Annotated in this window: 15 protein-coding genes and 1 pseudogene; 7 read left to right on the plus strand and 9 right to left on the minus strand. The window is 58.9% G+C overall.

What is annotated here, in order from left to right; genetic code table 11:
* The first annotated feature begins 278 nt into the window (after window positions 1-278).
* Entirely contained in the window at window positions 279-1013 is a 735-nt protein-coding gene (locus tag BVH01_RS09625) for a DUF599 domain-containing protein (protein ID WP_075930115.1), read from the plus strand.
* Window positions 1010-1402 (plus strand): MAPEG family protein, encoded by a 393-nt coding sequence (locus tag BVH01_RS09630; RefSeq protein WP_075930116.1) that lies wholly within the window; start codon window positions 1010-1012, stop codon window positions 1400-1402. The genes BVH01_RS09625 and BVH01_RS09630 overlap by 4 nt, the downstream gene beginning before the upstream one ends.
* A 66-nt stretch (window positions 1403-1468) precedes the next feature.
* On the opposite strand, the gene BVH01_RS09635 is transcribed toward BVH01_RS09630, so the two are convergent.
* Window positions 1469-1762 carry a hypothetical protein gene (locus tag BVH01_RS09635; protein ID WP_075930117.1) on the minus strand — a complete coding sequence of 98 codons (294 nt, stop codon included), beginning with the start codon at window positions 1760-1762 and terminating at the stop codon, window positions 1469-1471.
* A 243-nt stretch (window positions 1763-2005) separates the two neighbouring features.
* On the opposite strand from BVH01_RS09635, the gene BVH01_RS09640 reads away from it, so the two are divergent.
* Window positions 2006-3247 (plus strand): MFS transporter, encoded by a 1242-nt coding sequence (locus BVH01_RS09640; protein ID WP_075930118.1) that lies wholly within the window; start codon window positions 2006-2008, stop codon window positions 3245-3247.
* 80 nt (window positions 3248-3327) lie between these two features.
* Window positions 3328-5232, plus strand: coding sequence for a molecular chaperone HtpG (gene htpG, locus BVH01_RS09645; protein WP_075930995.1), 1905 nt, complete (start codon window positions 3328-3330; stop codon window positions 5230-5232).
* 369 nt (window positions 5233-5601) lie between these two features.
* Here the strand turns inward: htpG and BVH01_RS09650 are convergent, their stop codons facing one another.
* From BVH01_RS09650 to BVH01_RS24095, 7 genes and pseudogenes are all read right to left on the minus strand, one after another.
* Window positions 5602-7188 carry an ABC-F family ATPase gene (locus tag BVH01_RS09650; protein ID WP_075930119.1) on the minus strand — a complete coding sequence of 529 codons (1587 nt, stop codon included), beginning with the start codon at window positions 7186-7188 and terminating at the stop codon, window positions 5602-5604.
* Between the two features lie 20 nt (window positions 7189-7208).
* Window positions 7209-7736 (minus strand): tyrosine-type recombinase/integrase, encoded by a 528-nt coding sequence (locus tag BVH01_RS24955; protein ID WP_371915599.1) that lies wholly within the window; start codon window positions 7734-7736, stop codon window positions 7209-7211.
* A pseudogene (locus tag BVH01_RS24960) lies at window positions 7737-8578 on the minus strand (nucleoid-associated protein); the annotation flags it as partial.
* Between the two features lie 444 nt (window positions 8579-9022).
* A complete protein-coding gene (locus BVH01_RS09670) occupies window positions 9023-9670 on the minus strand; it encodes a hypothetical protein (protein ID WP_075930123.1) in 648 nt (215 codons plus the stop codon).
* A 129-nt stretch (window positions 9671-9799) separates the two neighbouring features.
* Window positions 9800-10045: a hypothetical protein gene (locus BVH01_RS09675; protein ID WP_075930124.1), complete on the minus strand. Its 246-nt coding sequence runs from the start codon at window positions 10043-10045 to the stop codon at window positions 9800-9802.
* Window positions 10046-10226: 181 nt separating this feature from the next.
* On the minus strand, window positions 10227-10409 hold the full coding sequence (locus BVH01_RS24650) for a hypothetical protein (RefSeq protein ID WP_075930125.1): 183 nt from the start codon (window positions 10407-10409) through the stop codon (window positions 10227-10229).
* A 106-nt stretch (window positions 10410-10515) separates the two neighbouring features.
* Window positions 10516-10809, minus strand: a complete 294-nt coding sequence (locus BVH01_RS24095; RefSeq protein ID WP_083651793.1) for a hypothetical protein — start codon at window positions 10807-10809, stop codon at window positions 10516-10518.
* Between BVH01_RS24095 and BVH01_RS09685 the strand changes: the two genes are divergently transcribed.
* The 3 genes from BVH01_RS09685 to BVH01_RS24100 all read left to right on the plus strand — a co-directional run bounded on the left by BVH01_RS09685 (window position 10809) and on the right by BVH01_RS24100 (window position 12716).
* Complete coding sequence (locus BVH01_RS09685) at window positions 10809-11042, plus strand: DUF1654 domain-containing protein (protein WP_083651795.1); 234 nt, start codon at window positions 10809-10811, stop codon at window positions 11040-11042. The genes BVH01_RS24095 and BVH01_RS09685 overlap by 1 nt on opposite strands.
* A gap of 49 nt (window positions 11043-11091) precedes the next feature.
* Window positions 11092-11397, plus strand: a complete 306-nt coding sequence (locus BVH01_RS09690) for a DUF1654 domain-containing protein (RefSeq protein WP_075930127.1) — start codon at window positions 11092-11094, stop codon at window positions 11395-11397.
* A gap of 116 nt (window positions 11398-11513) precedes the next feature.
* Window positions 11514-12716 carry a hypothetical protein gene (locus tag BVH01_RS24100; RefSeq protein ID WP_139317808.1) on the plus strand — a complete coding sequence of 401 codons (1203 nt, stop codon included), beginning with the start codon at window positions 11514-11516 and terminating at the stop codon, window positions 12714-12716.
* Window positions 12717-13110: 394 nt separating this feature from the next.
* Here BVH01_RS24100 and BVH01_RS09700 read toward each other — a convergent pair whose 3' ends face one another.
* Window positions 13111-13470: a DUF4440 domain-containing protein gene (locus tag BVH01_RS09700; protein ID WP_075930128.1), complete on the minus strand. Its 360-nt coding sequence runs from the start codon at window positions 13468-13470 to the stop codon at window positions 13111-13113.
* Between the last annotated feature and the right edge of the window lie 41 nt (window positions 13471-13511).

Consider the following 13511-nt stretch of genomic DNA (forward strand, 5'->3'; position numbering starts at 1 on the left):
AGCCAAACTTCGCATCTGTGTGACCCACATGGATGTGGGAAATGCCGCAAGCCCGCCGGGAGCGGGCGCGGCCCTTGCCTCGCGCAAGAACTGGCTCCGGCGCGGCCGTGCGTGAAACGGGAACAGACCCTAGGCCTTAACGCGTGAACGAAAGCCGCTCCCTGGAGCGGCTTTTTGCTGTCTTGCGTGGCTATAATTCGCAGGCCTGCTGCCGTTTCATCGCCACTCGAAGAGGAGGGCGCGATCACCGGCAGGCCCTCGCCCCACAAGGAATTTGCATGTCCATCAGCGAAGACTATCTCCACCACTTGATTGCTGCCTGCTGGTTCGTTCTGTGCTGGGCGGGTTACACCCGGTATGCCCATGCCAAGGGCCGCACCACGCCATGCCTGGCCAGCGTACTGCACCTGTATCGCGAGGACTGGATGCGGCGCATGTTGCTGCGCGAGAACCGCATCGCCGATGCCAACGTGATCGGCAACCTGGAACGCAATGCCTCGTTCTTCGCATCCAGTACGCTGATCATTCTGGCCGGTATCCTCACCGTACTTGGCGCCTCGGATCGCGCGGTGTCACTACTCGCCGACCTGCCATTCGTGCAGTCGGCCAGCCGTGGCATCTCCGAGGTCAAGCTGCTGTGCCTGGGCGTGGTGTTCGTCTACGCCTTCTTCACGTTCAGCTGGTGCATGCGCCAGTACAACTTTGCCGCCGTGCTGGTGGGCTCGGCACCGATGATCGGTGAGCGTCACGTTACCGAGCAGGAACGCAAGGCGTTCGCCGAGCGCACTGCGCGCGTCATCTCGATGGCGGCTAACCAGTTCAACTATGGCTTGCGCGCCTATTATTTCGGCATGGCCACCCTGGCGTGGTTCATCAACCCCTGGTTCTTCATGATGGTGAGCGCAGGGGTCGTGGTGGTGTTGTACCGCCGCGAATTTCATTCGGATGTACTGGAAGTCATGGTGTACACACAAACGCCGACCTTCGAGCCGGCCAAGGAGAAGAGCGAGTGAGCATTCCATTCTGGTGCATCTTCATCAGCGCCTTGCTGATTTTCATCGCTAAAGCGCCGGTAGCCAGGGCGATGAAGCAGGAGGGCGGCACGTACGACAATCACCATCCGCGGGCTCAGCAGGCGCGCTTGACCGGTTTCGGTGCGCGGGCATTGGCGGCGCATCAGAACAGCTTCGAAGCCTTCCCGCTGTTCGCGGTGGGCGTGCTGATGGCGCACGTTACCCAGAGCAGTGGCTGGCTGGTCGACTGGCTGGCGGTGATCTTCGTGATCGCGCGGGTTCTGTATCTGATCTTCTACTGGGCCGACCTGCACTGGCAGCGCAGCCTGGTATGGGCGATTGGGATGGGATGTACGCTGTTGCTGATGCTGACACCGGCGATGCGTTGAACCAGACGGGAGCAGGGGGGAAGGGCGTTACCCGCAGCGGACTGCGGGTAACGTGATACTGTCAGCTTACTGCTGCTTTGGCGCGTCAGTCGCGGCTGGTTCTGCAGGGGCTGCAGGCTCGGCCGGGGCAGTGGCTGGTGGAGTCTGAGCTTCTTCCTGTTGCTCTTTGGCGGCTTCTTGAGCGGCCTCTGCTTCTTTCTGTGCAGCTTCGTTGCTTTCTTTAGCAGCGTCGTTCATCGACTCTTGAGCTTCAGTACGGGCTTCCTGAGCATCTTGAGCTTTGTTTTCGGACGGCTTGTCACAGGCCGCAAGGCCCAGCGTGGCAGCCAGCATGAAGGCGTAAGCGACTGATTTTTGCATGGTGGTGTTTCTCCTTTGGGTAAAGACCATTACCGTTTTTCGAGGCGTCGAGGGCACGATAAGTTCACTGCCTTTGCGTTGATGCGCTTTTTTGCTTCACCCAAGCAGGCGCAAGCACCAATCCAGGGCTTGCCACGAAAAGCGAAAAGGCTCGACGCGTCGATGGAACCCGAGTGCGGCGATCATTATCGTTGCGCTCTTTGCGCGGTTGATCGACGCCGGTTACTGATCTAAGGAAATCGAATGGATGCGTTGTTGATCCTGGGCGGCCTGCTGCTGATCCTCGTCGGCCTGGTGCTGTTGGTGATGCGCGGTTTCGCCACCAGTCTGCTGTGGGGGTGGGCCTGCCTGTTGCCGCCGTTGACGCTGCTGTTCATCGTGCGGCACTGGCGACGTGCCAAGCATGCACTGGGTTGCTGCGCTTTGGGCATGATCCCGCTGATCGTCGGGCTTGCGGTGATGGCCGGGCAGGATCCGCAACGCCTGGAGGCGATCATCGGACTGCAGTGGCTCAAGCCCGAGCAGCCAGCCGCTGGCGAACTGAACATCCAGTTGCACGGCCAGCTCAACGGCGAGCCCTTCACGCCCCAGGAAGGCGAACTGGTCGATGGCGTGCTCAGCCTGCGTGAAGGCCAGGATTTTTTCGCGCGTCGCGAGCTCAGCATTCGCGGCCTGCCGGTCGGCGTCGATGGTTTGCGCCTGGATGTGCTGCCCGATGATCCCGGGCAACTGCCGGAAATCGAATTGAGCTGGTTGTTGCCCGATCAGGATCTGCCCGAAGCACGTCAGCTCAAGGGCGGCTATACGCTGCATCTGGACCTGCACCCCGAGGAACCGAACCGCCTGGTAGGTGAATTTCACCTGGTGCTGCCGGCACAGTTCCAGACCACCTTGACCGGCAAAGTCGAGTTGTTTCGCAACGGCTTGCGCTACCAGCAAGGCCAGGTCGACCGTACGGTGGATTCACGCGACACTCTGGTTTACCTGGTCACCGATTACCTGCAGCGGCGCTTTGCCACCCGTGACGTCCAGCTCGCGCCGTTGCCGCTGCACGACGTGACCACCGGCAATCTGGCGCTCGACGTACAGGCGCGCGTGGGCGGCCAGGAGCGGCGCGTTCCGGTGCGCTTGAGCAAACATCCGCAGCTTGGCTGGCGAATCGATGATGACCGTTTCCCGGAATTGCCGGTGGCATCCGAGCCCGCGCCGAGCACCATGGCGCCCAAGGCGGCGATAAACCCACCATCGGCGCAGCTGGATCCTCGCCAGGAGCTGACTCTGGCGCGGTTGCTCGCCGAGCCGCAGCACTACGTCAACCAGCCCATGCGCCTGTTCAGCGAAAAGGGCACGGCGGTTCAGGGCCAGTTTGCCGGCATCGACGAACAGGGCCTGCTGGTGCTGCGTCAACGCCTGAATGGTTCGGGCGAAGCACGCTTCACCCTGTTGCCGGCCGATGTCGTGCACGTGGAGCGCGTCGACGAATGACTTGAATTTTTCCACGCCGCCCCCACCTGATGGTCATCCGCCGTACCGCGGCTTAGCCATCAATGTGGAGTTAGATGACCATGAGTGTGGAAACTCAAAAAGAAACCCTGGGCTTCCAGACAGAGGTGAAGCAGCTGCTGCACCTCATGATTCACTCGCTGTATTCCAACAAGGAAATCTTCCTGCGCGAGTTGATCTCCAACGCATCGGACGCCGTCGACAAGCTGCGTTTCGAAGCGCTGGCCAAGCCCGAGCTGCTCGAGGGCGGTTCGGAGCTGAAGATCCGTGTGAGCTTCGATAAGGACGCCAAGACCGTCACCCTCGAAGACAACGGCATCGGCATGAGCCGCGAAGAGACCATCGCGCACCTGGGCACCATCGCCAAGTCGGGCACCGCCGATTTCCTGAAGAACCTCTCCGGTGATCAGAAGAAGGATTCGAGCCTGATCGGCCAGTTCGGCGTGGGCTTCTATTCGGCCTTCATCGTCGCCGACAAGGTCGAAGTGTTCACCCGTCGCGCAGGCCTGGCCGCCGGCGAAGGCGTGCACTGGGCCTCGAAGGGCGAAGGCGAGTTCGAGATCGCCACCGTCGAGAAAGCCGAGCGCGGCACCCGTATCGTCCTGCACCTGAAGAGCGGCGAAGAAGAGTTCGCCGATGGCTGGCGCCTGCGCAACGTCATCAAGAAGTACTCCGACCATATCGGCTTGCCGATCGAGCTGCCGAAAGAATTCCACGGCGAAGAGAAGGACAAGCCCGCTGAGCCGGAGTGGGAGGTGGTCAACCGCGCCAGCGCGCTGTGGACGCGCCCGCGCACCGAGGTCACCGACGAGCAGTACCAGGAATTCTACAAGCACGTCTCCCACGACTACGACAACCCACTTAGCTGGAGCCACAACAAGGTCGAAGGCAAGCTGGAGTACACCTCGCTGCTGTACGTGCCGGGCCGCGCACCGTTCGACCTGTACCAGCGTGAAGCGCCGCGCGGCCTGAAGCTATATGTGCAGCGCGTGTTCATCATGGATCAGGCCGACGAGTTCCTGCCGCTGTATCTGCGCTTCATCAAGGGCGTGGTCGACTCCAACGACCTGTCGCTGAACGTTTCGCGCGAAATCCTGCAAAAGGATCCGGTGATCGACTCCATGAAGTCGGCGCTGACCAAGCGCGTGCTCGACATGCTGGAGAAACTCGCCAAGAACGAGCCCGAGCAGTACAAGACCTTCTGGAAGAACTTCGCTCAGGTCCTCAAGGAAGGCCCGGCGGAAGACTTCGCCAACAAGGAAAAAATCGCTGGGCTGCTGCGTTTCGCCTCGACCGCCGAAGGCGAGGGCGAGCAGGTGGTTTCCCTGGGCGATTACGTCAGCCGCCTGAAAGAAGGCCAGGACAAGATCTACTTCCTCACCGGCGAATCCTACGCGCAGGTCAAGAACAGCCCGCACCTGGAAGTCTTCCGCAAGAAAGGCATCGAAGTGCTGCTGCTCACCGACCGCATCGACGAGTGGCTGATGAGCTACCTCACCGAGTTCGACGGCAAGTCTTTCATCGACGTGGCGCGTGGTGATCTGGATCTGGGCTCGCTGGACTCGGAAGAGGACAAGAAGGCCCAGGAAGAAGTCGCCAAGAGCAAGGAAGGCCTGGTCGAACGCCTGAAAACCGCCCTGGGCGAGCAGGTCGCCGAGGTTCGCGTTTCCCATCGTCTGACCGATTCGCCGGCCATTCTGGCCATCGGCGAACAGGACCTGGGCCTGCAGATGCGCCAGATCCTCGAGGCCAGCGGGCAGAAGGTGCCGGATTCGAAACCGATCTTCGAATTCAACCCCAGCCATCCGCTGATCGAGAAGCTGGACGCCGAGCCGGACGAAGATCGTTTCGGCGACCTGTCGCACATCCTCTTCGACCAGGCGGCCCTGGCAGCAGGCGATAGCCTGAAGGATCCGGCCGCCTATGTGCAGCGCCTGAACAAGCTGCTGGTCGAACTATCAGCCTGATCATTCAGCCGTAACCCAAAAGCGCCGCTCGATTGAGCGGCGTTTTTGTATCTGCAGCCTGGTTCTTTCGATTCGGTAGCCTGGGTATCGCGATGCTCAACCCAGGCTACGCCGTCAGGCGCGGTGCACATATGGGTGTGCAGGACATGCCGAGAGGCACGCTGCAAAAATGTGGGAGCGGCTTCAGCCGCGATAAGCCTTGCGTTCGCCGATAGCCTCGCGGCTAAAGCCGCTCCCACAGGGGGAAATCCGTTATCGGCTACCACCGGTGGGTCCGCAGGCTGCAACCTGCGACGCTACTATCAGCCCATACAAAAAGCCCCGCCATCCAGCGGATGACGGGGCTTCTGGTCACACTGGCTCAGTCGATCAAACGATGATGCCCTGGCTGCGCAGGTAGTCGTCGTAGGTACCGCTGAAGTCGGTCACGCCGTTGTCCGACAGTTCGATGATACGCGTGGCCAGGGAACCGACGAACTCACGGTCGTGGCTGACGAAGATCAGCGTGCCCGGGTAGTTTTCCAGCGCCAGGTTGAGCGCTTCGATGGATTCCATATCCAGGTGGTTGGTCGGTTCGTCCATCACCAGTACGTTGGGTTTCTGCAGGATCAGCTTGCCGAACAGCATGCGGCCCTGTTCACCACCGGAGATGACCTTCACCGACTTGAGAATTTCGTCGTTGGAGAACAGCATGCGGCCCAGGGTGCCGCGAATGACCTGCTCACCGGTGGTCCATTGGCCCATCCAGTCGAACAGGCTCACGTCGTCCTCGAAGTCGTGGGCGTGATCCTGGGCGTAGTAGCCGACTTCGGCGCTTTCCGTCCATTTCACCGCACCGGCATCCGGTTTCATTTCGCCAACCAGAGTGCGCAGCAGGGTAGTCTTGCCGATCCCGTTGGGGCCGATGATCGCCACGCGCTCGCCCGCTTCGACGGTGAAGCTGAAGTTCTTGAACAGCACCTTGTCATCGAATGCCTTGCTGAGCTTCTCGATGGTCACGGCCTGGCGGTGCAGCTTCTTGGTCTGCTCGAAGCGAATGAACGGGCTGACGCGACTCGACGGCTTGACCTCGGCCAGCTGGATCTTGTCGATCTGCTTGGCGCGGCTGGTTGCCTGCTTGGCCTTCGAGGCGTTCGCCGAGAAGCGGCTGACGAAGCTTTGCAGCTCGGAGATCTGCGCCTTCTTCTTGGCGTTGTCGGCCAGCAGCTGCTCGCGTGACTGAGTCGCGGCGGTCATGTACTCGTCGTAGTTGCCTGGGAAGAGGCGCAGTTCGCCGTAATCCAGGTCAGCCATGTGGGTGCAGACCGAGTTCAGGAAGTGACGGTCGTGGGAAATGATGATCATGGTGCTGTTGCGCGCTGTGAGGATCGTTTCCAACCAACGGATGGTGTTGATATCCAGGTGGTTGGTCGGCTCGTCGAGCAGCAACACGTCCGGATCGGAGAACAGCGCCTGGGCCAGCAGCACCCGCAGCTTCCAGCCGGGCGCGACTTCGCTCATCGGACCAAAATGCTGTTCCAGCGGAATGCCCAGGCCCAGCAGCAGTTCGCCGGCGCGAGACTCGGCGGTATAACCGTCCATCTCGGCGAACTCGCCCTCGAGCTCGCCGACTTTCATGCCGTCTTCTTCGCTCATTTCAGGCAGCGAGTAGATACGGTCGCGCTCGGCCTTGACCTTCCACAACTCCTCATGACCCATGATGACCGTGTCGATCACGTTGAATTCTTCGTAGGCGAACTGATCCTGGCGCAGCTTACCCAGGCGCACGTTCGGTTCGAGCATCACCTGGCCGCCGGATGGCTCGAGGTCGCCGCCGAGAATCTTCATGAAGGTCGACTTGCCGCAGCCGTTGGCGCCGATCAGGCCGTAGCGGTTGCCGTTGTTGAACTTGACGGAAACGTTCTCAAACAGCGGCTTGGCGCCGAACTGCATGGTGATGTTAGCGGTGGAGATCAAAGTGCTTACCTATCAGTAACTTAGCTGCGCGTTTCTTGAATCGATACCGATTTGATACCAATATCAAGCTTGCTCATCTCCCCCCAGTCCGAGGTTGAGTTGATCCGGCGCGCATATGTGGAGAGCAGCATCTGCACGGAATGGCCGAGCTGCTGGGCGATAAAGGCGGGTTTCATGTCCGTCATTAAGCAGATTGTCGCATACGTGTGACGGCAGTTATATGGCCGCCTGTAGCGAATGCCCAGGTCATTCAGGGTCGGGCGCCACTTGTAGTGGATATCGGAGGTTAGTCGAACGTATTCCTGGCCCTTCGACGGCGGGAATATGTAGTGCGTCGACTTGATACGCCCGATGCCGAGCAGGCGGCGATCAGCGTATGCCTTGGCGAACCACAGCGCTCTGAGAGCCCTCTGATTCAGCAGCACGAACCGTTCATGGCCCGTCTTCGTTCTCTCTTCTTCCTGGCCCAGCGCAACCGTGCGACGGACGTGAGCGCTGCGCTGTCCCCAGTTGATGTCTTCCCATCTAAGCTCGAGCGCCTCTGAAATCCGGAGCCCTGAGAACGTTCGCTTGTCCGCCGGTATCTCAGGCGACAGGCCGTAGTCCTTGTTGCGGATGTGGTCGTAGACGGCCTTCGGGCGATCTTCATCCGGTACCTCGGACAGTTCGTCCAGGGTGATCGGCTCGCTTATCTTGGCCTGGGCGAGTGCATGCTCTTCCGGCAGATCCTCGGCTTCGACGAATCGCTGAAAGCCTTGAGCAGCGTGCGGGTCTCGCTTGGCGCGTCGATCCCTTCCTGACACCCAATGAAATCGTGGAAGTAATCGCTCACCTTGCGGCCGTTCTTTCCCTTGATGAACGAAATGTACTGCTTCGATTGCTTGTTGTCGCGCCACTCGCTGAGGTTGATACGCGATGCCAGATGCAGTTGGCCCAGGTCGAGCTGCTTGGCTGGTACTGGCTGCAGCGAATCATCCAGAGCTACACCGTCGGCATGGTGGAGAAGGGCAATCGCGAGGTAGTCCGTCGTGCCCTGCTGGTAGTGGGCGAAGAACACTTAGCCACCGGTGGTGAGGTTCGATTCCTCCATCAGGTTGGCCAAGTGCACGGCCGCCTCAAGGCTGAAATCGATGAAAGACAACGACTGCTGCAGGTATTCGTTCAGCCAGCGGCTGAAGGGGCACGCGCCGGATTCTTCATGGAAGAAGCCCCAGGCTTTGCCCTGCCTGGCGTTGTAATTTTCGTTGAGGTCGGCCAGCACGCCTTCAATTAGCTCGCCAGCAGGCCGCTCGGCTGGGGCGTGATGCAGCACCGCTGGGGTTCCGTCCGGTTTTTTGTCGATATGGTGAATAACGCGAATCGGCGTGGCGGATACCTCAGTTATGGGCATAGCTTCGCCGTCGGCTGCGGGGGCAGGCCGGTGGCGGATTGGTGTGGGTGGGCTATTACAGTTAACCGGCATGAGGCCGGATCTAGGAGGTGTGATGGCTGCAGATCGTGAAATCGCTTTGGAGCAGGCGCTCATTGCCTTGATCGGCTGCTAAGCACAAGGGCTGGGATGAGAGGGAGTTGGCTGATCACGCCGGAGCGCTCCTGCTCGGCAACAACCCCCTCCGGGATGTCGGGCATCCCCATGTAACCAACGCGATCAGGGAGATTGGCGAGGCTCACAGCGAGGCGTTGGTACGTCTGGCCTGAGCCGCGGCATCAGTCTCGGAATCCCGCCGCAGCTCGCGCTCGCTCTCTTCGATGAAGCGCCGTGCCACGTTTTCCGATTATTGGATTTCGTCGCGCGCGATGGCGAGAGCAGTGGGACTGGGTGAGTATAGCGAGGTCACCACTGGTCGTCTTCCGGGTCGTACCCTTTAACCTCATAGGCAAAGGCTTCCCGGCGTTTCTGACCCTCCTCGTTGAGCTGCTGCCAGCCGGGCGAAACGTCGTGATGCACTATCTCACCTGCCTTGAAATGGATGGTTCCACAGTTACTACCGAGGTCTTCATCGGCGAACTGTACTTCGATCAGCTCAGTCGGATGGCTGGCGCTCAGTGCCTGTAAAACCGGGATAGGGCAGCTCCAAGCTGTGTCAAATTTGACCTTGCCTGCTGCTGCGTCGATTTCCTGCTCATAGGCATTCCACTTGGTACCCCAGTTCTCCCGGGTGAAAGACAGGTAATGCATGAAGCCGGTTGCTCGGAAGTTGCGTAGCATCTGAATGAACTGCTCGAAATCCCGTTCGGGCAGAGCCGCAATGCTGGAGCTTTCGCGGTTTTTGGCCTGCCAGTTGGTGATCGTGACGTTCTCGTGAAGCGGCACGTTGAGCGCAATATCCGCCGCGGCTTGGGCTGCCTCGCTTACGTCATCCCAGGGCCATTCACCTGGAAAAGGAATGATCTTTGCGAAGTCGACCTGGCCGCTTTCATCGAGCATCGAATGTATGACTGCGGTCGTCGCCTGAATACGGTTGGTGACATGATTGGGCATGCAATGTTCCTCAGGTTGGTCAGGCGAAGCTGAGTGCCAGTTGGATTTTAAAGTCCGTTGGAAGCCGATGCCCAGCAGCAGGGCAGTGTCGATTAGCCCACGCGCGCCCGTACATGTCACACCTCTATGTCACATATCGGTGATTTCGAGCAGGGTTTCGTCATCAAAGCAGTTGGCGCCGCAGATCAAACGGCTGATGAGGTCTTGCGGCTCCTCGATGTCCAGCCGCTCCATGGAGCGGATCAGCTGAGCGTCGGTGGCCTTGAACAGGTCGAGCTTGATGGTGCACGACAGCAGCCTGGCCAGGCGTTCCTCTTCGGCCAGCTTGTCGCGCTCCCGCTGCTCCTGCTTTCGTCGGGTCGCGGATTTGGCCATCAAGCGCTCCTCGATCCAGGAAGCGGGGTGCCGTGCCGCGCCATGAACTGCTCGAACGCTACGGGTCCAAGTCCCAACATTCTTGCGAATGTGCTGAGAGCCCAGGCCGGTCGCGGCCAGTGCTGCCGCGCGTTGCGCCAGGTCATTGTCCTTGCGGTCGAGCTCGCGCCGGCTGGTGCAGCTAGGTGCGGACTCGGTCGCGCAGCTTGCCGACGGGTTCGGGCAGGCGGTCGGTGATAGCCAGCTTGTCGACCTGGCCGCCAGAGGCCAGGAACTGCTCCTGCAGGGCTGCCAGTTCGTCGCGCTCGGGAGCGCGGAGTTGGTTGCTGGTTGCTGGTTGCTGGTTGCTGGTTGCTGCAAGCATAAGCACCTCACACAGCGATGCGGCTCTGCTGAGCCTGCTGGATATGGCTGATCAGCGCCGAGCAGATCGCCGGGAAGTCTGCGGCGCGATACAAGACGGCGGCACGCTAACGGCCAACGGCCTCGAAGCCGATTGAGCGGGGGAAGTCGCCGGTCAGGTTGGAGCGCAACCGGCCGTTGATGTCGCCGAGCTTGATGCGCTGGCCATCGTCGACGGCAGCGGCTGGGGAATGCGCTGCATGCGTAACTGGCGCTGACTGCTGAGCCTGCGTTGCGGGCTCCGGCTGACTGGCCGGGGCAACCGGTGCCGCCGCTTCCTTGGCTTGGGCCTTTGCAGCCTGGCGCTTCTGTGCCTCGGCCTGCTCGTGATCATGGATGCGTAGGCCTGCGGGTGTCGGCAATGATCGGATCGCCACAGGCGCAGCTAGAGAGGAGGGCGGTGATTCACCGCCTGGAAACGGACACCGATGAGGCCTGGGACGGGATCATGACGCTGCTGGCGGATACCGACGGCCTGGCGCTGGCCTTCGATGTAGAGGAGCACGCGGTGATTACCTGGGAAGCCGGCGAGCCAGAGGATGGTGCAGAGCGTAGCGAGGCGGTGGCGCCCGTTGAGGAAGAGGCGCCGTTTTAGGTGCTCGCGGATTGCGGAATTGGTAAGGCAAAGAATTCAGGAGGGCGGCATGGGTAGGCAAGCAGCAGAGGCACAAGATATGGCGTCGATCAGCACAGGCTCATATCAATTGGCGCGCGGAGTGCTGGCGATGGTCGATTTGCCGGTGGCATGGCTGGGCAAGCGCGTACGGATACATCGGTTGGAAACCGACGGCGACGCGGAGTGGGGTCAGGTGATGTATCAGCTGGCAGCTATAGGCGGGTTGCAGATGGACTTCGACGAGGCAGGCTCGGTGATTCTACAGTGGGAGAAGCAAGGTGATATGGCTTCGGTGTTCGGTGGAAAAAAGCGTATTGCAGCTACAGCCAGCTGATAAGGAAGCAGTTCCGTTTTGATGGTGTTGGTATTAGATGGCAACAATCGATGGCATGGAACCGGATGGAACTGGCGCCCACTTAGCTGAAGAGCAACCAGTTGAATGGATCACCTATGCCAACGCCTATCAGCAACCCGCACTTCAACCCTAGTCTGACCTTATTGCGTGGCCAACATCAGCCATTACAAATCGCGCAACCACAAGCCAGGCTCGAGCAGCCTGGTGAGGGGATTATCTCCGTCAGCGGTATGCCGGTGCAGCTAAAACCTGTGAGCAGAGCTGGTTTCACGTCATCTTTCGAAGCGCCCGCCTCTCGAGAGATTCAACAAAGAGGTCGTCAGCAATTAAGTGTCAATGATGCCAGGCATTTGCTTGCTCAGAAGGCATACTTGAGGCAACACGCTCAAGCAATGGCAGATTCTATCAAGGGAATGACGCTGAACGATTTGCCCAATTCTCGCACCATGATTCATACCCAAAGCCGGGAATATGTCAGCTCTTTGTCTCGCGCTCATAAAAGCGAACTGGCTGAAGCCTTGGATTATTATCAGCAGGCGTACGGCGACAATTTCTTCATGAACTTGGCTGCAATGGGATTTGAATCGCTGCCTCAATTTCTACGTCACCTCACACCTGATGAGGGTGAGCAATCGAATGACATTGATGAATTCGTCGAGGAGTTTGGACATCATTATGGCGCGTTTACTGGAATGTGCGAGCTTGAGGAGGAAATGGACGCCCTTAGAATGCGTTTGGAAGATACGCTGCAGGCGCCAAGTCAAGTGTTGAAAAATATTTTGCAGCATGCCCCGAAGATTGATGGGGTTCCCTTGTTGAAGGGGGCAACGAGTTCTGAAGATGCGGTAACTACAAAGCTACAAGGTGGGCGCTTTCTCAATGCAATTCTTGACGGGGAGTGCATCAACTTTAATGGCTTCTTGAGTACGACATCGTCCTACCACGCAGCCATGCAATTCTCGGGGCGGATGGCGAGCAGCGGAATGGGCGAGCCGGAATACGTTGTGGACTTGACCAAGAGCGATATGGAGAACGAAGTGCTGAGGAGGCAGTTGAAAAAAGAACTTGAAAGCGGGAACTGCAATACCGGATCTGTGCTGTTTTATATGAAGTCTAGCAACGCTGCTGGCATGAGTGTGAATGCTGCCAAAGTAGCTCTTGGCGAGAGCGAAGACCGGTTAGATTCTGAAGATGAGTTGCTATTGGCGCCAGGCCATTACCTTACGCCCGAACAGGTTGTAAAAAGTGCAGATGGAATTATAGTCATTGGCCAACTGCGCAATGGTGCTGAAAGGTGAAGTACTCGGTCGGCACAGTGTGACCGGGTATAAATAGTCGCTGGCCGAGTACGACGAGGTCATAGAGTGGCTGGATGTCCCGAGCAGTTTGCAAAGGAGCTTCGAAGAAACGGGCTCAGTTATCCTGCAGCGAGAGTCGTGTGGCGACCTGGCAATGACGCTTGTCGAAGGCAGCACTAAAGCGGATCGCAGCAATCATGAGGCTCCGTTCTGACGGGGCTGAGAGATGCGGCCGGCCGCGATGCTCCATCATCTCTTGTGGGCATGCACTGGGAGCGCGCGAGTCGTAAGCGTACGGCTAGTACACCTTTACTTAGATTGAGCCGTATCAGCAAAAAAATCGATTCATATGTGTGAGGTACCGCCTCATGCACATTAGCGTTGGTATCGATATCTACTCGGAGACCCCCGTACCTTGGTGAAACACCATGTGCCAACCACTCTCGTAGGTTTTCCAAACAGAGCTACGCATTGATAAGGACTCATCGCCATTAGCGTTTTGATGACGGCATCGGTACGTTGCTAACGCGACACCATCTGCAAGTACACGCAGTTTGAAATCCTCAATTGTTCTTTTGATCCAGGTCTGGGACTTTAGTCCCATGATCACTTCCGCTCTCGTCCAGCTTTTGCCGATAGCTCCAAACTCAACGAAGTCTTCGGCAAGCAGCTGTTTGAGCAGTCGATCATTCTTTCTCGCATCCGGCTCTAGCAACAGCTGTTCAAGCGCTAAAATTTCTAGACGGATATCCATTTCCCTCACCTACCAAGTGTGATTTACATGTGTTTCACAGT

Origin of the sequence: Pseudomonas sp. PA1(2017), from assembly GCF_001945375.1 — a bacterium.
GTDB lineage: Bacteria > Pseudomonadota > Gammaproteobacteria > Pseudomonadales > Pseudomonadaceae > Aquipseudomonas.